Raw genomic sequence first — 20,811 nt, forward strand, 5'->3', positions numbered from 1 at the left:
TTGATATGCCAAAACGACGAGTCATACCCGGATTTGGTCTCACATTGGGATTCACGATCAGCTATTTAAGTCTCATCATCCTGATACCTCTTGCAGCGTTGTTCATCAAGGCAGCGGGGCTCAGCTGGTCCGAATGGATAGAGATTCTGGGCTCTCGAAGAGTCATTGCAGCGGCGGAACTCACGTTTGGCGCGAGTTTCGCTGCTGCAATCATCAGCACCTTGTTCGGGCTGCTGGTCACCTGGGTTCTGGTTCGCTACCGATTCCCTGGCCGAAGGCTGTTAGATGCAATGGTCGACCTACCTTTTGCGCTACCAACCGCAGTGGCCGGCATCACTCTAACAACCATCTATGCGCCGAACGGCTGGATCGGCGAGTTCCTCGGCCACTGGGGAATCCGATCTTCTTATTCTCCGCTGGGTGTAGTCATCGCGCTAACCTTTATCGGTTTCCCTTTCGTTGTGCGTACGTTGCAGCCCGTGATGGATGAGCTCGGCAAAGAAATTGAAGAAGCCGCCGCTACATTAGGCGCGAATCGATGGATCATTTTCTACCGTGTCATCTTGCCACTGCTACTGCCTGCTCTCACCACCGGGTTCACATTGGCCTTTGCGCGTGCGATTGGAGAATATGGATCCGTTATTTTCATCTCCGGAAATCTTCCGATGAAAACCGAGATCCTTCCGCTCTTGATCGTATCTCAACTTGAGCAGCTTAAATACTCTGCGGCTGCGGTGATCGCCAGCAGCATGCTCATCATCTCCTTCCTCCTTCTTTTTCTCATCAACCTACTTCAACACCAACTCAATTGGCAAAAGCATTAGCTTCATGAAGGGAAATTCAGTCACAAGTGAAAGTCACGCTGTTAGATTTATCCTAATCACGTGCACGATGTGCTTTCTCGCACTGTTTCTTTTTCTTCCGCTGGCCGCAGTATTTGCTGAGGCGTTACGGAAAGGATGGGAACTCTTTTTCGCGTCACTGCACGAGGAAGTGGCGTTGTCTGCGATCAAACTGACGCTGATCACAGCTGCGATATCAGTCATTGCAAATACCATTTTCGGAGTTTCCGCATCCTGGTTGATCACCAAATTCAGCTTTCGTGGGCGCTCGCTTCTGCTGACACTGATTGATCTCCCATTTGCCGTTTCGCCGATCATTGCGGGTCTGGTATGGATCTTCTTGTTTGGTTCCAAAGGTTGGTTCGGCCCATGGCTCACGGAACACCAGATTCAAATCATCTTCGCGCTGCCTGGCATCATCATCGCCACACTTTTTGTCACCTTTCCTTTTGTGGCGAGGGAATTGATCCCTCTGATGGAATCTCAAAGCAATGATCAAGAAGAAGCAGCGATCACATTAGGAGCTAGCGGGTGGCAGGTTTTCTTACGGGTGACACTCCCTAACATCAAATGGGGCCTACTCTATGGAATCCTGCTCTGCAACGCTCGCGCGATGGGCGAATTCGGTGCTGTGTCGGTGGTTTCCGGTCACATTCGCGGTAAGACCAATACGCTGCCACTTCACATTGAGGTGCTCTATAACGAATATCAATTTAGCGCCGCGTTCGCATGCGCGACCCTTCTGGCTCTTTTGGCACTGGTCACACTGGGACTTAAATCACTCGTCGAAGGTATTCAAAAATCCGAAACCAAAGATCGGAATCCATTACATTAACCTCATGTCCATTTCCATACATTCCATCCATAAGCACTTCGGCAGCTACTCAGCTCTTGAAGACATCTCCTTGGAGATACCTAATGGATCTCTAACCGCTCTACTCGGACCTTCAGGATCTGGCAAAACCACTCTGCTACGCATCGTAGCGGGCCTGGAATTTCCTGATGAAGGAGCCGGGATCATTCGATTTCATGGCCAGAATGTAAGCAATATCCCTGTGGTAAAGCGGGGTGTTGGATTCGTATTCCAACATTATGCCCTATTCCGTCACATGACTGTGGCGCAAAATATTGCATTCGGCCTAACCGTTTTACCCAAAAAACACCGACCATCGCGTGGAGAAATTAGAAGCCGCGTCAACGAACTGTTAGATTTAGTCAAACTCGAAGGACTCGCGAAACGTCGCCCGGACCAATTATCAGGCGGACAACGCCAGAGGGTCGCACTGGCACGTGCACTTGCCATTCGCCCGAAAGTGCTTTTGTTGGACGAACCTTTCGGAGCTTTGGATGCTCAAGTCAGAAAGGAACTGCGTCGCTGGCTTCGGCAGTTTCATGATGAGATCGGCCTCACCACACTTTTCGTAACGCATGACCAGGAGGAAGCTCTTGAGTTAGCGGATCAAGTCGTCGTCATGCGAAACGCTAGAATCGAGCAAGTTGGAAAACCTCAAGACGTCTACGACCATCCTCGTAGCCCGTTTGTTTATGAATTTCTGGGCAACGTAAACAAAGTCCAGAGGCATGGAAGCGAGCCGCAATACGTTCGCCCCCATGAAATCGAAGTCCTGTTTGCTGCGGAGTATGAGCCAGCAACCGATCAATTAGCTCGAGTCACCCATCTATTCTCCGCTGGCCCAGTAGCCTCATTGACCGTGCGACTGCCGGACGGTTATTTTCTGGATGTTCAACTTTCCAGAAAGCAGCTGGATGAACTGGCTCTAGGAATTGGCGATGAGGTCGCAGTTAGGATGAGGATACATGGAGCGGCGTGAATGTGCGATGAATCATGGAAGTATTTCCGATTGCCATGTGGACGTTGGCGTCGGCCTGACTTACTGTTTATTCGAACTTTATTTAAACTGAACTAATATTCGTGTATCAGGCGGCTCACTAACTATCAAGAGTCACACTATTCCATGGAGAGGAAACCGGACTTTGGATTGCAGTGAGATCTCGCAATTCTATAACACCGAAAAACTGCTCAGAAATTCTCACACCCGGGGTTCAGCTCAATTTGAGGAGCGCTCAGCAAGCTTTATATCTCGAAAATTGTTTGATGGAACTTTTGAACTTATAAGTTCTCCCGTCGCGGAAGCATACGTCGGGTGATGTGAATTCATTTTCGCGGGAATCCACATTTTATTTTACTGAGGACAAGCTGATATCCAGTGCGTTAGTGAAGACTCGTTCTACACCAGGCCATCATTACCCGATAAGTCGGGAACACCGGCTAAGGTCTGCGAAACTTAGGGATGTGCGCACCTCCTCAGGATGACATTTCATTCTGGGAAGTCAGGCTCACATCGCAACAGCGTATCCCGACTCGCTTCATGAAATCACGCCTGGTCTTCGTCATCTCCGCATCCATTCTAACTTGTAATGCTGCGAATCACTACTGGAACACTGGAGAGGAAAGTTACGCTGATGCAAGTCGTTGGGATGGTGACGGCACCATCCCTGGTACCGGGGACCATGCATTCGTCAACAACGCCGGAAATGTTTTAATCAAATCCAGCGATCCACTCTGGACTCTCAATGATCTAAGAGCTGGTGAGACTGCCAACTCGTCCGGCTCCTTCACTCTCGACGGTGGAGAAATTCATGCCAATGGATGGATACGACTTGGCTTCGGAGCAAACGCCACCGGTACCCTTATAGTCAGTGACGGACTTCTACTGATTCCTAACAAGATTTATATCGGCGGAAAAGACCAGAGCCAAGCTAGTGGTGGCGCAGGTGTTTTAGAGATTCGTGGCGGAACACTCAGAAGCAACGACTCTAGCAAGGTCATCACCATCGGCCCCCGTGACACATCCGATTACGGCTATTCGAACACTAGCGGAAAACTCATTCAAACTGGCGGATCCATCGAAACCACCGCCCAGGTCTTTGTAGGAAATGGTGCAGCCGGTTCAGGCACCTTGGCAGCCACCTATCAAATGGATGGTGGGAATCTATCCATCACGAACAACTGGTTCGTCATCGGACGACAAGGCGCTTACGGCGAGTTGTTGATGAGTGGTGGCTCAATTTCCAAAACCGGCGTGGACACCAATCTCAATCTAGGTGTGGGAGCTACCGGTAAAGGTATCATTCAACAGAGTGGAGGAACCATCACCAACACCGAAGGCTCAACATGGTTCGGCAAGGATGGAGCATTTGGTAGCTGGACTATATCTGGATCAGCAGAGGCATATCTCGGGCGTGTCTTCCTCACCCAAGTCGATATCGCCACCGGTGAACTCCACCTCGATGGCGGAAAATTCCATGCTCTTAGAATTGATCCAGCCATCTCAGATCCTAACGGCACAAGCTATTCGGCCATCCACTTCAATGGAGGCCTGCTGTTGCCAACGGCAGATGATCCAAACTTCATATCTGCCGCATTGACCCACGGAATCGTCGAGACCGGAGGTGCAAGAATCGACACCCTTGATCATGCCATTGTTTTTGACGCCGATCTGACGGGAAGTACCGGCGATGGAGGTTTCATCAAAACCGGCACTGGCTCCTTAGTTCTAACAGGGCAATACAACTACACCGGCACCACAGAAGTATCCTCCGGTCAATTGGTTTTGGATGGCAACATCCAATCCAATGCCGAACCTGATTACACGAATTCCACGATCGGCACCTTTACTTGCGGCGCACTCGACATGGAAAGCACTGCAACTTTCACCGTAGAAATCGATAGTGATCATCTCGCTTGTGATCTGGTCAAAGTCGGAGGCGATGTAAATTTAAACTCCTGCACCTTGGTGATATCCGATCTGGGATCATCCAAACTCACCACAGGATCCTCATTTCAACTCATCACTTCCGAAGGCGAAATTCACGGCCAATTTTCAGATCTTGCTGAAGGTGCTTCAATCGCAGTGGGCGAAAATACATTTTCCATCCATTACGGGAACCTCAATACAGTCACATTAACGGTTGAAGGGGATCAGGGAACTTCAACAATCGACGAATGGCTTGAAGAAAAAATACCCGATGAAAATAGCCGTGGCTTGGATGCGGATCCCGATCACGATGGCTTGAATAATCTGATGGAGTTCGCACTCGGTTGCAATCCAACGGAAGCTGACTCCCCACATCAAGCGAGACAATTGATCAAAGCAGACACTGGGAGCGAAAACAGTCGATTCCAAGCAACCTTTCCTGTCAGGCAAGGTGCTACTTTCTCCAGCGACCAAGAGTCGGTTACCGCAGTCATCGACGGCATCCGCTACACCGTCGAAGCCAGCCGGGACTTAACAGACTACCATTCACTGAACGTTGTGGAAATTCCCAATGTTGCTACCGATGAACTACCGGACCTGCCAGATGGCTGGGAATACCACACCTTTCAGTTAGAAACTGATAGCATTCCTTCCGACAAGGGATTCATACGCCTTCACATCCAAGAATCAAACTAAAGTCATTTCCATTTTCCATCACATTAGATGAGATCTTCCATCTTCACAGCCGCACTTCTTAGCCTTAGTTGCCATCATTCATATGCTCAATTTGGTGGTGACATCCAGGTCGCAAATGGCGCATCACTTGCAGGCATCGGCGCCACGAGTGGCACGGTCACGATTTCCGGAAACTTCTCCCCCGGCCCGACCGAAGCATCTCTTCTCTCCGGCAATCCAATCTTGCCGGGCTGGGCAGCTGATCCAGAGGCCATCATTTACGGTGACACATACTGGATATACCCGACCTATTGCGGAGTTCCGGGAACGCAGACTTATTATGACGGCTTTTCCTCCAAGGATTTGGTCCATTGGAAAATTCATCCACGCGTGCTTTCATCTCAACAGATTCCCTGGATCAAAAAAGCCTTATGGGCACCGGGAGCTGTTGAGAAAGATGGAAAGTATTATCTCTTTTTTTGCGCCAATGATATTCAGAGCAACTCTGAGTCTGGTGGTATCGGAGTTGGAGTCGCAGATCAACCCGAAGGCCCTTACCAAGATCTAATCGGCGCGCCACTGATCGGTGCATTTCAAAATGGTGCCCAGCCTATTGACCCATCCGTGTTCAAAGATGATGATGGAAGCTATTACCTGGTTTATGGCGGTTGGGGTCACTGCAATATCACCAAACTGAAGGATGACTTCACGGGATTGGAAACCATGAGTGGTGCCCGCACGCTGTATTACGAGATCACCCCCACCACCGAATATGTCGAGGGACCCATCATCTTCAAGCGGAACGGCACCTATTACTTAATGTGGTCGGAAGGATACTATGGAGGAGACAGTTATCGCGTTGCGTATGGGATGTCAGACTCCCTGTTAGGCCCGTGGACCAAGGAAGCGGTCATTCTGGAAACCGATCCGCAAATAGGCACCGGTCCCGGCCACCATTCCGTAATCCACAATCCGAGCTCTGGGAAATACTACATGGCCTATCACCGTCACTACCCAGGTGAGACCACCGGTCGTCTCCGCGTTACCTGCATTGACGAAATGAACTTTGGCGAAGATGGGAAAATCCTACCAGTGACCCTGACCAATACCGGCGTCAAAGCTGATCTTCTCCCTACAGAATCAAATACCTTAGCCAATCCTGACACCACTTCAAACGACAAGAAGTGATGTATTGATACTAACAAGTTAGGGTCCCCCAACCATCGAAGTTAACACTTATACCAAGGACAAGCCAGTCATAGCTTTTAATAATCTAACCAAGCCTTGCGAAGCCTCTTCCTGGTCGCCGCGGTAATCCACCCCTCCGTCGCCCAAGAGTGCTCCGAGCATTCCGTGATCCACACTCCCCTCACCCACGATACGAACTAAGGTGACTTGCTCTTGCGTTTCGCGAAGGATCAGGGAAATCGTGAACCACTCAATCGTATCCAAGCTACCGAACAACTCGGAGTCCGTGTTTATTCCAGTATCAGCATAAGAATAATCAAGACGTTCCACTTCCTCGAAGAGGATGACTCGGGTTAATTTCCCTTTCTTCCGAAACGTGAACTCGCGTGCCACCGGATCGACAACGATCGAAGTACGAAGAAACCCGAGTGTGAATCTCTGCAGATATAAATTGCTCTCGATCAGCAATCTTCCATCGATCAATGAGGTCCTAGGCTTCAGAGCCAGTATCCCAAGGGTTCTAACCATGCCTTTAAAGCGCTTTGAGGTTCAGAACGAAACAAGCACAGGTAACGAAGTCCTCGCGGAATTCAATCCTGTGCTGATTCATCCCATCACTTGTCCTCGAAAGCAGTATCATCCTTCACCCAGTCCTCGGCCAATACGTGCTTGATCTCGAACTGCCGGGTCCCTCCGCCCTCGACCTTTCCTAATTCCAAAGTCGCGCGTGCGAGCTTTTGCTGATTTTGTAGAATCTTCCACATCGCGATGTCCTGCGCGGATTTGCGTTTGCAATAGCCGAACATGAGCCTCTCGACATCAGGTGAAGCAATCCCATAGCAGCGCCATTCTGCTTCATCTGAGAACGGGCCGTTATAATAAGTATCCAAGGCAATATAGACTCTGCACACGGTTTCCTTAGCCGAGCCTTCCAAGAAAGAATTCCAATCTGGATCTGCGCGGCGTTGGAAAGCTGGAAAGTCGATTTTCCAATCCCCGCTCTTGCTTGGGGTGAAATAAGCGAGGCGATTTCGCACTTCGCCATCCTTATCAAAGGTCACCAGAAAGCCTTCAAGTGGCATGCGATTGGCATCCATCACTCCGAGCAAGTCGAAGCGTTTCACCTCACCGTCTGTTTCCTTCATCTTCGACAAAAAGGTGACCACTTCGTCAGGAGTAGCACTACCGAGGCGGAAATACTTTTCCACCTGAGACGAATCACGGACCTGTAAAGCCTCCGTCACTGATTGACGAAGTTGATCTTCACTGGGTGCGGTCAATTCCGGCATCTCCGGGAGTGCGGCTGGCATATACGGACTCTTGGTATCCTCGACCATGTCGCCTCGACGATCCATAATCGGTTTGATCCACATGACCAAAGCTCCTCCAATCAAGAGCAAGGCCATCGCCATCAAAGCAGCCATGACGCTCAACGGCATGGTTTTGCGCTTTTTGCCCATTTCATCCTCCGGGTTCAGCGCACGGCGCCGACGCTTGCGACGGCGAGTTCCCCCGCTCTCACCGGCACCGGGCATGCGGGCAACACGACTCAAGTCCGGCGCATCGCCGATTTCGCGTTCCCGTCGTGAGGAGCCGACTCCCCGTTGGATGTTGTTAGACTTCATCAAGACTTAGCGATGGGGATAAACCGTGATCCGATAAGGATTGTAGGTATCGTCAGGACGGAACAGCCAGCCAGGGTCCTTGCTGACCAATTGATAATCCGTCAGCATGAATGTTTTCAAAAACTGATTGCTGTTTGGATCGTAAGTTTTCTTGTCGGTGTAGTAACCGTAGAGGCGGTATTCGTAGTTGTTATCGTAGCCGTAGCGATGACCCGGCGGGCCATCTTCCGACAAACGGTCCGGCACGTGTTTTTTACTCTCATCCATCATGACGAGATCTGCGTTTTGCCAGGAATCACGGGGCTTTTTCAAATATCCCCAAAAGCGTGTCTTCTCGATGTAATACCGGCGGCCATAGTAGAAATTCCCGGTCGGCTCACTCGCGATCGCAGCTTTTCGTTCCTCCATGGTCGGTCCACCCATGTTGCCTTTGCCCATGGGGGACGTCGCGCATTGGGTGAGCATCGTCACCCCCACTGCTACCAAACAAAATCGGTTCACCAGCCTCAACATGCGGCGACCCTAAGCGCTGACACCCACAACCCGCAAGCCCGGAGAAACGATCTCTTGGCAGAGCCACTTCCAGGTCCGACAATCCGGCCATGCCACGCATTGCCATCACGCTCGGAGATCCTGCGGGGATCGGCCCGGAAGTCATCGATAAAGCCCTCCATTCCGGAATGCTGCCGGCTGGTTTCGATTTCCAAATCCTCGGCGATGCCTCAGCTGGAAAGCCCGGAAAGCCGGATCAAGAATCCGCCGCGGCGGCGCTGGATGCACTGATGGAATCCACCCGGATGCTGCTTTCCGACGAAGCCGACGCCGTGGTCACCGGACCGGTTTCCAAGGAAAACCTGCAATCGATTGGCTTCCAGTTTCCCGGTCAGACCGAATTTTACGCCGCGGCGTTCGGTGTCGATGATTTCGGCATGCTATTGACCGGCACCACTCTCACTGTGGGCCTTGCGACGATTCATGAACCACTGGCAGATGTTCCACGTTTGCTGGATCAGGAAAAAATCATACGCATCGGTAAGCTAACCGCTGAGTTTTTGAAAAAACGCGGCCGGAGTTTTCCAAAAATCGCGGTCGCAGGGCTCAACCCGCATGCTGGCGAACATGGCACCTTTGGCAATGAGGAACAATCGATCATCCGTCCGGCGATCGATTGGTTGAACGAAGCCTACCCCGCCTGCTTTTCGGGACCGGCTGTGCCCGACGCGATTTTCCGTGACGCCGCGCTGGGCAATTACGATGCAGTCATCGCCATGTATCACGATCAGGGGCTGATTCCCTTGAAGTTGCTGGATTTTGACACGGCGGTGAATGTTACCCTGGGATTGCCGAAACCGCGCACCAGTCCCGATCACGGAACAGCTTGGTCGATTGCAGGGAAAGGCGTGGCAAATCCATCATCCATGCTCGCGGCCATCCAACTGGCATGTGAATTGGCCTGATCCCGGCTTACGTCACCACAAGCACGGCTCAGTCGTCAGACTTGAGCCATTTGCGAACGATCGTGGTATTGAAAGCCCCTTGGCTGCGCGAGGTCGTGCCGCCAGTGGTTTCCCGGATGCGGGTCTCGATGGTTTGCATTTCTTCACGCATCACCACCGGATAAAGCAGTGACAGCCAGACCTTGCCGCCTTCGATCACCACGTCCTGATCGAACGTTTCACCATCCGGTCGCACGTAGCCACGGCGCTTGTAATCGCCATGGATGCTGAACATTCCGCAAGGATGACCTTCGGTGGATTCAAAAGCCTCCAGCTTCAAAGTCACCGAGCCGGAGCATTTATCGCCAAATAGGATCGCCATCGATTCCCCGGACAACGGCACCACATCGCCAACCTTGAAGCGTCTGCTGCCAAACCAATAACCGCGGGGCTTGGCACCGTTATCCTTCAGCATCGCATCCAAATCCGGCAAAAGCCCCTCTGCCCACTCTTTGGCGATGACGCTTTTCGACGCCGCCACCACCCATTTATCCCCATCACGCCGGAGATCCACCGATCGCCCGGCCAGCGGGTTGGTGGTGATCTTGGTCACCGTGCCTTCATCGTCAGGGTCTACGTTTTCCTCAAATTGCGCGGTTTCCAGGGAAAGTCTGACGAATTCACCGGAAATTCGGAAGCGATCGACAAGCGTCTCCGTGCCAGATCGCACACTGCTTTGCGGGCCCAATTCGTTTCGAACCAAGACGCGGGAACCTTCCGAACTGCTGGAAGTTGTCACCTGCACCGTGAGATCGTGTGGAAACGGCAAATCCTTTCGGAACAAGGTACCGCTGGAATTCTGATCGACCAGTTTCTGCAGGTCTGGATCAGGCGTATCCGTAAGCTTACGCGACTCAGCAGCAGTGAGTTCCGCAAGCGATTTCACCTTTGTCGCCAAGTCCTTGGCACGATCGCACGAAGCCGCACTAAGCAGCATCCAGGCTAAAATCGAGATACGGCGGGTCATGGGGTTTCTAGGGGGACCAGCCGATTAAATCCCACAACCGCCTCTACAATCAAGCTTTTGATTCATCTCGATTGCAGGATTGTCCTCGCGAGCTTGTCCAACGACGACGGCGGGCACTCCTGCGACGGTGTGGTGAGGCGCGACATCGGCCAAAACCACACTCCCGGCACCCACTTTCGCGCCGGTCCCAATTTCGACCCGACCCAGGATTTTCGCCCCCGCTCCGATCAGCACGCCGGAGCGGACGATCGGGTGGCGGTCTCCAGTCACTTTCCCGGTTCCGCCTAAAGTCACTTCGTGCAAAATCGAGACATCGTTTTCGATAATCGCCGTTTCTCCGACCACGAATGAAGTCGCGTGGTCCAGCAGCAATCCGCAGCCAATCCGCGCGGCCGGGTGGATATCCACCGCGAAAACCTCGCTGCTGAGGCTTTGCAAATAAAGCGCCAGCCAGCGGCGTCCATCCAACCACAGTTGGTGAGAAATCCGATAGGTTGTGATCGCCAGGAAACCTTTGAAAAATAACAGCGGCTCGAGCGGTGAGTCGCAGGCAGGATCTCGATCGAACATCGCCTGGAGATCTCGCGCCGCACTTTGAACCATTTCCGGATGCTTGAGGAAAATATCCGTAAACAACGGTTCCATGATGTCGCGGGGCATATCCTCACGGGCCAAGCGGCGTGAAAGTCGTGTCCCCAAGGCTGCGGCGAGACTGTCTCGAGACAGGATCACATCGTGGACCAGCTGCGACAGCGCCGGTTCATCGGCGACCAATTGACGTGCCTCAGCGTAAAGATTTTGCCAGATTTCCGGCACGTCGGCGCTGCAACCGGCAAGCGGCTGGGTGATGTTAGTGCTAGCAGGTTGATCGGTGCTGTGCTGGAGTTCTTTCATGAAGATTTCGCAAAAATTGGAATACGCGTGCCGGGCTCTCGCCCAACTCGCGAAACACCATGACGGGCGAACCATTACACGGCTTGAGGATCTTGCACAACGCGAAGACATCTCCGCCAACTTTCTCGTCCAAATTCTCAACGATCTACGACGCGGCGGCTTGATTGAAAGCCGACGCGGAAAAAGCGGTGGATACCTGCTTCTCCATCAACCGGACTCCATCACCCTTCGCCAGATTGTCGAATCCGTCGATCCATCGCTGCTCCAATGTTCCGTGGCTCCGGTCGGGGAAAGCGGTGATTTTGTGCGCAGAGCCTGGCTCCATGTGTCCGAAGAACTGATTTCCACGCTGGACAAGATCACGCTGGAAAGCATGTGTCGCGGCAAGGAAGAAGCGATGTTCTACATCTAATGCTTCCTTGTGAAATTCGACGCTAGTTCCCTTCGCCTCCTGACGTAATACCCCGACCATGATCCGCTGGTTCGCCAAAAACGACATCGCAGCTAACTTCCTTCTCTTCGGCATTCTCATCTGGGGTATCTATTCAGCGGTCGAAGAAGTGCCGCTTGAAGTCCAGCCCGCGGTTGTTTTCAAACAGGTCAATGTGGAAGTCCCCTATCGCGGCGGCAGCCCGGAGGATGTGGAAAAATCGGTTCTGATCCCAATCGAGCGCTCGCTCGAAGGACTCAAGGGCGTCGAGGAAATGGACTCCCGTGCGACCAGCGGGAACGGCCGCGTCACCGTACGCGTCGAGGATGGGACGGATCCCGAGGATCTACTCGAAGAGATCAAAACCCGCGTTTCTCGAATCAACACCTTCCCCAACGAAACCGAGCCGGTCCGGGTTGAAATTCCGGACAGCACCAGCTGGTTTGACGTGATCAAGATCGCCGTCGCCGGTGACATGGACGAAGCGGACCTGCTTCAGGCCGCCCGCCGAGTCCGCGATGATTTGGTGGAAATGCGGGGTATTTCCCAGGCCACCGTGCTCGGTGCCAGCCCGCTGGAAATTTCGATCGAGGCGGATCCACAACGCTTGCGCGACTACGGTCTGACCTTGAATGACCTGACCGATGCGATCCAGCGTTCTTCGATCGACCTGCCCGCAGGAAGCATCCAGACCGAGGAAGGCAATTTGCTCATCCGTTCCAAAGGCCAAGCCTACAATCGGGATGACTTTGCCAACATCGTGATCACCAACACCAATGGCTCAGAAGTTCATCTGGGCCAAGTGGCTAAAGTTACCGATGGATTCGAGGAAGATCGCAAAATCGTTCGCTTCAACGGCAAACGCTGCCTTCTGATCGAAGCGCTGCGCCTGAACGACGAAAACGCGCTCGATATCGCTGATAAGGTAAAACACTACGCGGCGACCGCCTCGCAGCGCTTTCCCGAAGGGATCACCCTGCACATCTGGGATGATTCATCCGTAGAACTGCGCGGCCGCCTCGGCACACTGCTTGGCAGTTTGATGCAGGGCGGCATTCTGGTGCTGCTTGCCCTCGGCCTTTTCCTGCGCCCCTCGATCGCCTTCTGGGTCGTGCTCGGCATTCCCGTCTCCTTCGCCGGCGGGCTGATCATGATGCCGTATTTCGGAATGACGGCCAACGTGATGAGCATCTTTGGCTTCATCATCGTCCTCGGCATCGTCGTCGACGACGGAATCGTGACCGCCGAGAACATCTACACCAAACTGAAAGATGGTGTGGAGCCGATGAAGGCTGTGACCGAAGGTGCCCAGGAAGTCGCTGTGCCGGTCACCTTCGGCGCGCTGACGACCATCATCGCCTTCGTCCCGCTGATGTTTTTCGAGGGCTTCTACGGCTCCTTCACGCGCCAGATCCCGCCGATCGTGACAGCGGTTCTGGTGTTTTCCCTGATCGAATCCAAATTCGCTCTTCCGTGCCACCTCAAGCACGTCAAAGTTCATCGCCAGCACTTCAACTTCTTTGAGCGATTCCAGAAAACCATCGCAGACGGTCTGGAGAAATTCGTCGAAAAAGTTTACGACCCCACGTTGCGGATCGCCACCCGCCATCGCTACATCACGCTTTCGCTCTTCCTTGCGCTGGGCATGGCATCCATCGGCATTTTCACCAGCGGCAAGCTGGGATTTGTCAACATGCCGTCGATCGATCAAAACCGGATCAATGCCCGGATCCGGATGCCTCACGACACTCCCATCAGCGTGACCGATGATCGGGTCAACCTGGTGGCCTCGAAGGTAGAGGAATTACGCAAAGAGTTTGTCGACCCCGGCACCGGGAAATCCCTTATCCAGGACATGGTCACCTCCAGCGGCGGTTGGGCTGCGGATTCGCGGGTCGACCAACGCACCGGCTTCGTCACCATCAACGTCATGGATCCGGGTGACCGTTCCACTCCCGGACCAAGAAACAGCGAAATCGCAGCGCGTTGGCTGGAACTCGTCGGCGATTTGCCGGATGTGGAAAACCTCCGGATTTCCGGCGAGCGCGGCGGCGGTGGCGGTGATGACGAGCTGGAAACCCTGCGGGTGGAAATCCGCGGTAAAGCCTCGGAAGACAAGGACGAATGCATGCGCCAAGCGGAATCTCTGCTGGAATCCTACCCTGGCATCGCCAGCGCCTGGAACGATGCAGGTGGCAGCCGCGATGAACTTCTCATCAGCATTCGCCCGGAAGGAGAAGCGCTCGGCCTGACCCAGCGCGATCTCGCCCGCCAGGTCCGCTCCGCGTTTTTCGGAGAAGAAGCCCAACGCGTCCAACGCGACCGAGACGACATTCGGGTGATGGTCCGGCTGCCGCTGCAACAACGGCAATCCCTTCACACGCTGGAGCAACTCAGAATTCGCACTCCCGCCGGCGGCGAAGCGCCATTCCGCAGCGTGGCAACCGCCACATTCTCCCGCAGCCCGTCCGACATCAACCGCATCGATGGCGCACAGGTCGTGACCGTCGCCGCGCAACCTGAAGACGAAACCGTCGACATCGTCGCCATTTCCCGAAATCTGGCTCCGAAGCTCGATGAGATTTTCAATCGCCATCCCGGGCTGTCCTGGCGCTACACCGGATACATCGCCGAACACGAGGAAACCAAAAAACGCTCCATCTACGGCGGCGTGGCGCTTTTCCTGGCGATGTATGCGCTGCTCGCGGTGCCGTTCCGCTCGCTGTATCAGCCGTTTTTCGTGATGCTGGCGATCCCGTTCGGAGCCATCGGCGCCTTGTTCGGGCACATGTTGATGGACATCACTCCATCCTACCTGTCGGTGTTTGGCATTCTCGCCCTCGCAGGGGTGGCCATCAATGACTCGTTGGTGATGGTCGATTTCATCAACCAGAAACTCCGCAATGGCGAGGATCTGTTCGAATCGGTCATCCAGTCGGGAACCCGTCGCTTCCGGCCAATTTTCCTGACCTCGCTCACCACCTTCGTTGGATTGGTGCCGTTGCTGTTCGATCCGTCATTGCAGGCCCAGTTCCTGATTCCAATGGCCACCTCCCTGGCGTTCGGCATTCTCTTCTCAACCGCGATCACCCTTTACCTCATCCCCTCCGCCTACGTGGCAGCTGAGGATTTGATGGGCCACCTGCGCCGCGCATGGATCTGGTATCGCTACCCGAGTGGCCTTCCAAAAGAGCCTGAAATGGAAGGAGAAACGGCCCATAGTTAAGCAATGTGGATAATTTCTCTAGCCGAATCATTTGCAATTGTGTAAAGCCATGGTCCGTTCACCCGCCTCCCACTTGCCATGGCCACGCCTGCCGAACACACGCACCACATCCGCCTTCGATCCACCCAAATGGAAATGCCTGCCAACGGCGGGTCCCAGAATCAGGATGATTATGACCACAAACTGAAAGCGGCGCAGATCGAGCTCGACCGCATTCAGCAAGAGCGTGAAGAACTGGAGCGCAAGAAGCAGGAACTCGAAGAGCTGACCGGCCGCAAGCGCGACTTCATTTCGCAGCAGGTGGAGCTGAGTGAAAAACTTTCCAATTCCCTGACACTGATCGATCGGGAAATTTTTGAAATCCGCCAGGAATGTGACGATCTGGAGCAATGCCGGATTTGCTTCGCGGCGCACTTGGAGAAAATCCAGAAGATCAATCCCGAGAACTGGACCCGCGATAACCTCCACGACAAATTGGAGCGTGCCACCATGGTGGTGGACATCGCGACCGATGAATACGACCAAGCTGCAGCCCACTTCCAAAAAGGCCGCAGTGGTGCCATTTTCGGCGCGCCTTCCAAGCGCTCCCGGCAAGCTGCGAAAACCAGCGGCGACAGCGACTTTGCCATGCATTTCCGCAATGGACTGGCCTTCAACCTGCCCATCATCATTCTGGGAGGCATCGCTTTGCTTGCGTATTTGACGAAGTAGACGATCTCTGATCATGCCCAAACCCCGCCTCCAACAGGACGAACTGGAACTGCAGGAAATCCGCGAGCTGGAGCAGCAATTGCTCAAGCGCCAGAAAGAGGCGGCGGATCTCCCAAAACGGTTGGAGCGGGAGAAAAACGAGCGGGATCGCACCATGCCGCCGCTGGATGGCCTGGACGACCGAATCCGGGCGAAGCGCCATGAAGACGCCGTAACCCGCGGCGAATTCCGCAACATGCAGAAAGCTCAAAACCGCAGCTTGCTGTTACTTTTCGCTCTGATTTGCGCGACCATTGCGATGATCGCCTGGGGATTGCGACTGATGGAGGGCTGAGCGAATCACCGATTTATGCAGGTATCATTTGCTGTGGATTGGGAAATCGATTGGCATCCGCTGACTTTCCCTTAGAAAAAGTCCCATGAAAATCCAACGTCTCTCCCTTGCCATTGCCTTGGCTTGGTCCGCTGCGGCCGCAACTGCATCCGCACAATTTACCATCCCCGGCCTGGATGCGTTGCGAATCTCGTCTTCCTACACTGGCGATCGGGATTTGAAGAAAGATGATGGAGATCTGGACCTTTTCCAAATCGGCGTCTCCGCCCAGCTCACCAAGGAACCGATCAAGCCGATTGAGAATTTTTCGATGATTCCGGTGATGTCTTATCGTTACACCTCCATGAATTTCAGCGGGGATCACAGCTTCCCGATGGAGGATGAAGATCTGCACAGCATCTCCGCGAGCAGCTTTTATATTTATTCCTGCCCCGGCTCCCGCTGGATCTTCGGCGGTTACACCGGCGTGGAATTATCATCTGATTTCCAATCCATCGATGCCGACGATTTCACCGGAACTCTAGCCGGAGGAGCCGCTTACCAATACAATGAGCACTTCCTCTTCGGATTCGGCGCAATCGTGGCCAACATCAATGCCGACGTCACCGCATTCCCGGTGGTTGGCTTCGATTGGAAAGTCAATGAGCGGATGCGGGTAGGTCTCTACGGCCCATTGCTCACCACCAGCTACGCCATCAATGAAAGCTGGATCCTCAGTTTGCGTGGAACTTACCAAAACGAGCAATGGAACATCGATGATGCGACCGGGCGCTCCCGTAACATCGGTGTGAGTGGCTTCAAAGTCGGCCTGCAATCCGATCACAAACTGGCCGATAACTACTGGCTCACGCTTGGTGCGGGGTATGCCTTTTCCAATAAAATCGAACTCACCTCATCCAGCGGCTCCCAGATTTCAAAGCGCGACCTCGAAGGCGGGCTCTACGGTCAAATCATGCTCAGCATGAAAACCTGGTAAACCACGGCGCTGCCGCAAAAATCACGGGTCAATCTTCGCCCTTCAACTTCGCAGCCAGATCAGGCCACTGGCTGCGACTTACGATGTATCCGACGCAATTCGCTGAGCCACAACGGCAGGGATGATCTTCGTAACATTCGACATCAAAGCCGTAATCGAACGATAACTCCTCTCCAGGTTCGATATCGCGCAGCGAGTAAATGAAGATTTTCCGCCCGACGATCCATGCTTCGCAGTTTGGATCGCACGAGTGATTGATCAGCCGCGCAGTGTTCCATGGCACGTTGCCATCGATGTCGAATCGCTTGGAAAGGGTGAAGATGTAAACTGCCGCATCGCCGGTTTTCAGCGATTTCTTGTGCTGATTGACCGCCCGTTTTTCGCTGACCTCCTTGTCGATCAACTCGCCGAGGTATTCGATAATCCGGGTTTCTTTCGGGATGAAGGTCTTCGCATAAACCCCCTGCCCGTGAATTTCGGATCCCCGGACTTCACAATACTCGCTCTGCCCGCGATTCCAAAGTTCCAATAATTTGCGGTGCAGCTCGTTGGCACTCTGCTGCGATGGGGAGAATTTGGATTTAGCAGGCATGGTTGGAATGGATCAGCGGACTTCTTTTTTCTCGAGCTTCGGCAGTTGAATATCCATCGGCAGATTGATAAACATCGATCTCAAGTCACTGATACTCAATCCGGAACCATCAATAAACGTCCATTCGGACTTATCCTTGTCAGTGATGGCGACCTGAAAGCCATTGCTTTGGATTTCCAGCGGTCTCTCATTCTCACGAACGATGCGGAAGCGGGTCTCAGTCGGCACGAAAACCAACCACTTGGTGTAAACCAGCGTCTCAACCTGTTGACCATTCACCGTTTCGACCTTCTTGCCTGGCCAAACTTCGAAGGATGTCGGCTGCCCGACCGGTTTGAAGGAAAGCATCGAAATCCCCTGAGCGACCATCTGCAGTGGCACCTCATTGAGTTTTTCTTTGAGTTTTTCCATGCCACCGACACGCGCTGCCATCCGGTCTTTCCAGATCGGGTTCATTTGATCCACCGCCACCTGAAAGTGCCCTTGAACGACTTCCACACCCAGTTTCGATACGGCCGCGACTGCAGAATTCATCACTCCAGCTGGAGCCGACTGCTGGCCCTGCGCGAATCCGCAGGAAACGAGGGCAGCAGCAACGATCATTTTCAATGGCAACGCTTTCACGACTCCATGGATGCCGCCCGCCTGAGCTCCCGTCAAGCTCGCCGGAAATCTCGCCCTGTTTCCCCGCGGAAATCGCATAGGCAGTGAATCCGCTTGGAATTCCCGGCTGCATCTGTTAACCATTCCCCTCCCATGGCGAAACAGGCACTCGGAAAAGGACTCGGAGCCCTCATTAAAAAACAAGCTGGCGCAGTGCCTCACGATTCAGCGGAAGCCTCGGACGATTTACAGCGCGTCCGTGAGGCCCCGATCGATCAGGTCGTGCCGAGTCCGTTGCAGCCTCGTCATCAGTTTGTTGAAGCTCCGCTCGACGATCTGGTCGAGTCGATCCGCCAACACGGCATCATCCAGCCGCTGATTGTTCGCTCGGTCGATGGCAAGCTGGAGCTCATCGCGGGTGAACGCCGCTGGCGCGCTTCCAAAAAACTGGGGCTCACCACCGTCCCGGTCATCGTCCGTGAAGCCTCCGATCGCGATGTGCTGGAGATGGCACTCATCGAGAACCTCCAACGTGAGGACCTGAACCCGATGGAAGAAGCCGCTGGTTATGTGAGACTTGCCAAGGAATTCTCGCTCAAGCAGGAAGAAATCGCCGGCCGGGTCGGCAAATCCCGGGCCAGCGTTGCCAACGCCATGCGTTTGCTGGATCTCCATCAGGACGTGCAGTCCCTGGTCGCCCAAGCCCTGCTTTCCGTCGGTCATGCCAAGGCGATTCTCTCGATCAAAAATCACGATTCCCAGTTGCTGGCAGCAGATCAAATTCTCCGCCGCAAGCTGACCGTGCGGGCAGCCGAGAAATTGGCACAGACTTTCCAGTCCGAAGGTTCACCTGTCGCCTCCGAGGCCAAAAAGCCAACCGCTACCCGGGAAGAGGACGCCCAACTGCGCTCCGTCACCAACCGGCTGCGCGAGGCCTTCGCGACTCATGTTTCGATCCAGCACACGCCGAAAAAGGGCAAAATCGAGATCGAATACTACGGCAACGACGATTTGCAGCGGATTCTGGACCTGCTCGGCCTGCCTGAAGAATGAAGCTCAGCGCCTTGCGCGCATGACCGAGCGCAGCTGATCCAGTTCCGACATCAGATTCAGGATCATCTTCAGCCCGGACAGGTTCACCTCGTAGGCCCGCTGCAGATGCTCGATTTGTCGGAGCGTGTGCAGTGCTTCGTCATCATAAACGCCATGGTCGGAACGCACCAGTCCCTGCTCTTGGTAGGACAGGATCGTTTCCGAAGACAACCCGGTCGCTTGGACGACGAACTCAATCGAATACTCGGAATGCGGCGGAGGATCGTGAATGGGTTGGTTGCTCATGGGTTTTAGCGACGTGGGTTAAAATTCGAAGCGTCGCGGAGTTTCTCCCAGAGAGCTTTTTCCTCCGACGACGGATTCTTTGGCAACTGGACATGGAGCACCGCATAGAAATCACCGCGGCCACCTGATTTTCCCTGTGGAAAACCACGGCCACGCACTCGCAAGTGATCACCCGAATCAGATCCTGCTGGGATCCGCATCTTCACGCTACCATCAAGGGTTGGCACCGAAATTTCCGCACCGAGCACCGCCTCCCACGGGGCCAATTCCAGATCATGATACACATCCGCACCTTCGGTGTGGAAATCCGGATGGGCTGCATGACGCACCCGCAGGTAAAGGTCGCCGGCTGGCGCACCACCATGCCCGGGCTCCCCTTCACCGGGAACCCGAATCCGTTTTCCGTCCGTCACTCCGGCTGGAATGCGCACCTGGAAAGTTTGAGTCGATGCCTTGCCGGTCCGGGGATCGGTGGTTTGCAGCGAAATCGAACGCACGGAGCCGTGCATGGCTTCGTCCAGAGTCACCAGAATATCGCCCTCAATGTCCCCGCCCCGGCGGCTGCCGCCACCGCCTCCACCACGAGGCATGCCACCCCCGCCCTGCGGGAATCCATACCGGCTCGCACCGCTGAAGTATTGCTCGAAGAAATCACTGAAGCCTGTCCCACCGAAGTTGAACTCGGTCTCATACCCTCCCATACCGCCTGCGGCCTGCTGCCAGCCACCGCGTGGTGGTGGCGGGCCTTGTTGCCAATTTGCGCCGAGTTGATCGTATTTTTTGCGCTTTTCCGGATCACCGAGCACCTCGTAAGCCTCGTTGATTTCCTTGAACTTCTGCTCGGCGGTCGCTTTGTCATCCGCCACATCCGGGTGAAATTTCCGCGCCAGTTTGCGGAAAGCCTTTTTGATTTCGGATGCGTCGGCATCCCGCTTCACCCCCAGCGTTTCGTAGTAATCCTTGAATTCGACCGACATAATGGCGGCTTCATGAAACAACCGGATGCCTCACTTTCAAGCGAAACTACATCGAAACTCATCGCACTTGCCCCGCCCGCTCCCAGCGACTAACTAGTGACCATCAAACGCCGCTCATTCAGCCTCCTCCTAGCACGCCGCTACCTCAACCCACGGCG

General features: G+C 54.0%; 21 protein-coding genes. 12 read left to right on the forward strand and 9 right to left on the reverse strand.

What is annotated here, in order from left to right; genetic code table 11:
• Nucleotides 1–5: 5 nt before the first annotated feature.
• The 5 genes from cysT to JIN85_RS03625 all read left to right on the forward strand — a co-directional run bounded on the left by cysT (nucleotide 6) and on the right by JIN85_RS03625 (nucleotide 6,484).
• The gene (cysT, locus tag JIN85_RS03605; protein WP_200267752.1) at nucleotides 6–824 is read left to right on the forward strand and encodes a sulfate ABC transporter permease subunit CysT; all 819 of its coding nucleotides are present in this window, start codon (nucleotides 6–8) and stop codon (nucleotides 822–824) included.
• A gap of 4 nt (nucleotides 825–828) precedes the next feature.
• Nucleotides 829–1,677 (forward strand): sulfate ABC transporter permease subunit CysW, encoded by an 849-nt coding sequence (gene cysW, locus JIN85_RS03610; RefSeq protein ID WP_267906606.1) that lies wholly within the window; start codon nucleotides 829–831, stop codon nucleotides 1,675–1,677.
• Between the two features lie 4 nt (nucleotides 1,678–1,681).
• Nucleotides 1,682–2,674, forward strand: a complete 993-nt coding sequence (locus JIN85_RS03615) for a sulfate/molybdate ABC transporter ATP-binding protein (protein ID WP_200267755.1) — start codon at nucleotides 1,682–1,684, stop codon at nucleotides 2,672–2,674.
• A 558-nt stretch (nucleotides 2,675–3,232) separates the two neighbouring features.
• Complete coding sequence (locus JIN85_RS03620; RefSeq protein ID WP_200267757.1) at nucleotides 3,233–5,317, forward strand: autotransporter-associated beta strand repeat-containing protein; 2,085 nt, start codon at nucleotides 3,233–3,235, stop codon at nucleotides 5,315–5,317.
• Between the two features lie 27 nt (nucleotides 5,318–5,344).
• Nucleotides 5,345–6,484: a glycoside hydrolase family 43 protein gene (locus JIN85_RS03625; RefSeq protein WP_200267759.1), complete on the forward strand. Its 1,140-nt coding sequence runs from the start codon at nucleotides 5,345–5,347 to the stop codon at nucleotides 6,482–6,484.
• Nucleotides 6,485–6,532: 48 nt separating this feature from the next.
• On the opposite strand, the gene JIN85_RS03630 is transcribed toward JIN85_RS03625, so the two are convergent.
• The 3 genes from JIN85_RS03630 to JIN85_RS03640 form a co-directional block, all read right to left on the reverse strand.
• Entirely contained in the window at nucleotides 6,533–7,012 is a 480-nt protein-coding gene (locus tag JIN85_RS03630; protein WP_200267761.1) for a hypothetical protein, read from the reverse strand.
• 86 nt (nucleotides 7,013–7,098) lie between these two features.
• A complete protein-coding gene (locus JIN85_RS03635) occupies nucleotides 7,099–8,109 on the reverse strand; it encodes a hypothetical protein (RefSeq protein WP_200267763.1) in 1,011 nt (336 codons plus the stop codon).
• Between the two features lie 6 nt (nucleotides 8,110–8,115).
• Nucleotides 8,116–8,610, reverse strand: coding sequence for a hypothetical protein (locus JIN85_RS03640; RefSeq protein WP_325108151.1), 495 nt, complete (start codon nucleotides 8,608–8,610; stop codon nucleotides 8,116–8,118).
• Between the two features lie 101 nt (nucleotides 8,611–8,711).
• Between JIN85_RS03640 and pdxA the strand changes: the two genes are divergently transcribed.
• Nucleotides 8,712–9,566 (forward strand): 4-hydroxythreonine-4-phosphate dehydrogenase PdxA, encoded by an 855-nt coding sequence (pdxA, locus tag JIN85_RS03645; RefSeq protein WP_200267764.1) that lies wholly within the window; start codon nucleotides 8,712–8,714, stop codon nucleotides 9,564–9,566.
• 28 nt (nucleotides 9,567–9,594) lie between these two features.
• Here the strand turns inward: pdxA and JIN85_RS03650 are convergent, their stop codons facing one another.
• Together JIN85_RS03650 and cysE are read right to left on the reverse strand one after the other, a co-directional pair.
• A complete protein-coding gene (locus tag JIN85_RS03650) occupies nucleotides 9,595–10,572 on the reverse strand; it encodes a hypothetical protein (RefSeq protein ID WP_200267765.1) in 978 nt (325 codons plus the stop codon).
• Nucleotides 10,573–10,596: 24 nt separating this feature from the next.
• Nucleotides 10,597–11,466, reverse strand: coding sequence for a serine O-acetyltransferase (gene cysE, locus JIN85_RS03655; RefSeq protein ID WP_200267766.1), 870 nt, complete (start codon nucleotides 11,464–11,466; stop codon nucleotides 10,597–10,599).
• Between cysE and JIN85_RS03660 the strand changes: the two genes are divergently transcribed.
• From JIN85_RS03660 to JIN85_RS03680, 5 genes are all read left to right on the forward strand, one after another.
• A complete protein-coding gene (locus JIN85_RS03660; protein WP_200267767.1) occupies nucleotides 11,465–11,878 on the forward strand; it encodes an RrF2 family transcriptional regulator in 414 nt (137 codons plus the stop codon). The two genes, cysE and JIN85_RS03660, sit on opposite strands and share 2 nt — an antisense overlap.
• A 58-nt stretch (nucleotides 11,879–11,936) precedes the next feature.
• Nucleotides 11,937–15,122: an efflux RND transporter permease subunit gene (locus JIN85_RS03665; RefSeq protein ID WP_200267768.1), complete on the forward strand. Its 3,186-nt coding sequence runs from the start codon at nucleotides 11,937–11,939 to the stop codon at nucleotides 15,120–15,122.
• Between the two features lie 78 nt (nucleotides 15,123–15,200).
• Entirely contained in the window at nucleotides 15,201–15,833 is a 633-nt protein-coding gene (locus JIN85_RS03670) for a hypothetical protein (protein WP_200267770.1), read from the forward strand.
• A 13-nt stretch (nucleotides 15,834–15,846) separates the two neighbouring features.
• Nucleotides 15,847–16,167 carry a hypothetical protein gene (locus JIN85_RS03675; RefSeq protein ID WP_200267772.1) on the forward strand — a complete coding sequence of 107 codons (321 nt, stop codon included), beginning with the start codon at nucleotides 15,847–15,849 and terminating at the stop codon, nucleotides 16,165–16,167.
• Nucleotides 16,168–16,252: 85 nt separating this feature from the next.
• A complete protein-coding gene (locus JIN85_RS03680; RefSeq protein ID WP_200267774.1) occupies nucleotides 16,253–17,143 on the forward strand; it encodes a DUF6268 family outer membrane beta-barrel protein in 891 nt (296 codons plus the stop codon).
• A gap of 28 nt (nucleotides 17,144–17,171) precedes the next feature.
• On the opposite strand, the gene JIN85_RS03685 is transcribed toward JIN85_RS03680, so the two are convergent.
• Both JIN85_RS03685 and JIN85_RS03690 read right to left on the reverse strand, forming a co-directional pair.
• Nucleotides 17,172–17,735 (reverse strand): SET domain-containing protein, encoded by a 564-nt coding sequence (locus JIN85_RS03685; protein ID WP_200267782.1) that lies wholly within the window; start codon nucleotides 17,733–17,735, stop codon nucleotides 17,172–17,174.
• A 12-nt stretch (nucleotides 17,736–17,747) separates the two neighbouring features.
• Nucleotides 17,748–18,395: a hypothetical protein gene (locus JIN85_RS03690; RefSeq protein ID WP_200267784.1), complete on the reverse strand. Its 648-nt coding sequence runs from the start codon at nucleotides 18,393–18,395 to the stop codon at nucleotides 17,748–17,750.
• 96 nt (nucleotides 18,396–18,491) lie between these two features.
• Between JIN85_RS03690 and JIN85_RS03695 the strand changes: the two genes are divergently transcribed.
• Nucleotides 18,492–19,391: a ParB/RepB/Spo0J family partition protein gene (locus JIN85_RS03695; RefSeq protein ID WP_200267786.1), complete on the forward strand. Its 900-nt coding sequence runs from the start codon at nucleotides 18,492–18,494 to the stop codon at nucleotides 19,389–19,391.
• Nucleotides 19,392–19,394: 3 nt separating this feature from the next.
• Here JIN85_RS03695 and JIN85_RS03700 read toward each other — a convergent pair whose 3' ends face one another.
• On the reverse strand, nucleotides 19,395–19,676 hold the full coding sequence (locus JIN85_RS03700; RefSeq protein WP_200267788.1) for a MerR family transcriptional regulator: 282 nt from the start codon (nucleotides 19,674–19,676) through the stop codon (nucleotides 19,395–19,397).
• Between the two features lie 5 nt (nucleotides 19,677–19,681).
• Nucleotides 19,682–20,653, reverse strand: coding sequence for a DnaJ C-terminal domain-containing protein (locus JIN85_RS03705; protein WP_200267790.1), 972 nt, complete (start codon nucleotides 20,651–20,653; stop codon nucleotides 19,682–19,684).
• Nucleotides 20,654–20,811: the final 158 nt, after the last annotated feature.

The sequence above is a fragment of the Luteolibacter pohnpeiensis genome (assembly GCF_016595435.1).
Lineage (GTDB): Bacteria > Verrucomicrobiota > Verrucomicrobiia > Verrucomicrobiales > Akkermansiaceae > Luteolibacter > Luteolibacter pohnpeiensis.

Bases quoted from the DNA above. Each gene is read 5' to 3' on its own strand.
- cysT (WP_200267752.1), top strand. From the start codon at position 6: ATGCCAAAACGACGAGTCATACCCGGATTTGGTCTCACATTGGGATTC.
- cysW (WP_267906606.1), top strand. From the start codon at position 829: ATGAAGGGAAATTCAGTCACAAGTGAAAGTCACGCTGTTAGATTTATC.
- JIN85_RS03615 (WP_200267755.1), top strand. From the start codon at position 1,682: ATGTCCATTTCCATACATTCCATCCATAAGCACTTCGGCAGCTACTCA.
- JIN85_RS03620 (WP_200267757.1), top strand. From the start codon at position 3,233: ATGAAATCACGCCTGGTCTTCGTCATCTCCGCATCCATTCTAACTTGT.
- JIN85_RS03625 (WP_200267759.1), top strand. From the start codon at position 5,345: ATGAGATCTTCCATCTTCACAGCCGCACTTCTTAGCCTTAGTTGCCAT.
- JIN85_RS03630 (WP_200267761.1), bottom strand. From the start codon at position 7,012: ATGGTTAGAACCCTTGGGATACTGGCTCTGAAGCCTAGGACCTCATTG.
- JIN85_RS03635 (WP_200267763.1), bottom strand. From the start codon at position 8,109: ATGAAGTCTAACAACATCCAACGGGGAGTCGGCTCCTCACGACGGGAA.
- pdxA (WP_200267764.1), top strand. From the start codon at position 8,712: ATGCCACGCATTGCCATCACGCTCGGAGATCCTGCGGGGATCGGCCCG.
- JIN85_RS03650 (WP_200267765.1), bottom strand. From the start codon at position 10,572: ATGACCCGCCGTATCTCGATTTTAGCCTGGATGCTGCTTAGTGCGGCT.
- JIN85_RS03660 (WP_200267767.1), top strand. From the start codon at position 11,465: ATGAAGATTTCGCAAAAATTGGAATACGCGTGCCGGGCTCTCGCCCAA.
- cysE (WP_200267766.1), bottom strand. From the start codon at position 11,466: ATGAAAGAACTCCAGCACAGCACCGATCAACCTGCTAGCACTAACATC.
- JIN85_RS03665 (WP_200267768.1), top strand. From the start codon at position 11,937: ATGATCCGCTGGTTCGCCAAAAACGACATCGCAGCTAACTTCCTTCTC.
- JIN85_RS03670 (WP_200267770.1), top strand. From the start codon at position 15,201: ATGGCCACGCCTGCCGAACACACGCACCACATCCGCCTTCGATCCACC.
- JIN85_RS03675 (WP_200267772.1), top strand. From the start codon at position 15,847: ATGCCCAAACCCCGCCTCCAACAGGACGAACTGGAACTGCAGGAAATC.
- JIN85_RS03680 (WP_200267774.1), top strand. From the start codon at position 16,253: ATGAAAATCCAACGTCTCTCCCTTGCCATTGCCTTGGCTTGGTCCGCT.
- JIN85_RS03685 (WP_200267782.1), bottom strand. From the start codon at position 17,735: ATGCCTGCTAAATCCAAATTCTCCCCATCGCAGCAGAGTGCCAACGAG.
- JIN85_RS03695 (WP_200267786.1), top strand. From the start codon at position 18,492: ATGGCGAAACAGGCACTCGGAAAAGGACTCGGAGCCCTCATTAAAAAA.
- JIN85_RS03700 (WP_200267788.1), bottom strand. From the start codon at position 19,676: ATGAGCAACCAACCCATTCACGATCCTCCGCCGCATTCCGAGTATTCG.
- JIN85_RS03705 (WP_200267790.1), bottom strand. From the start codon at position 20,653: ATGTCGGTCGAATTCAAGGATTACTACGAAACGCTGGGGGTGAAGCGG.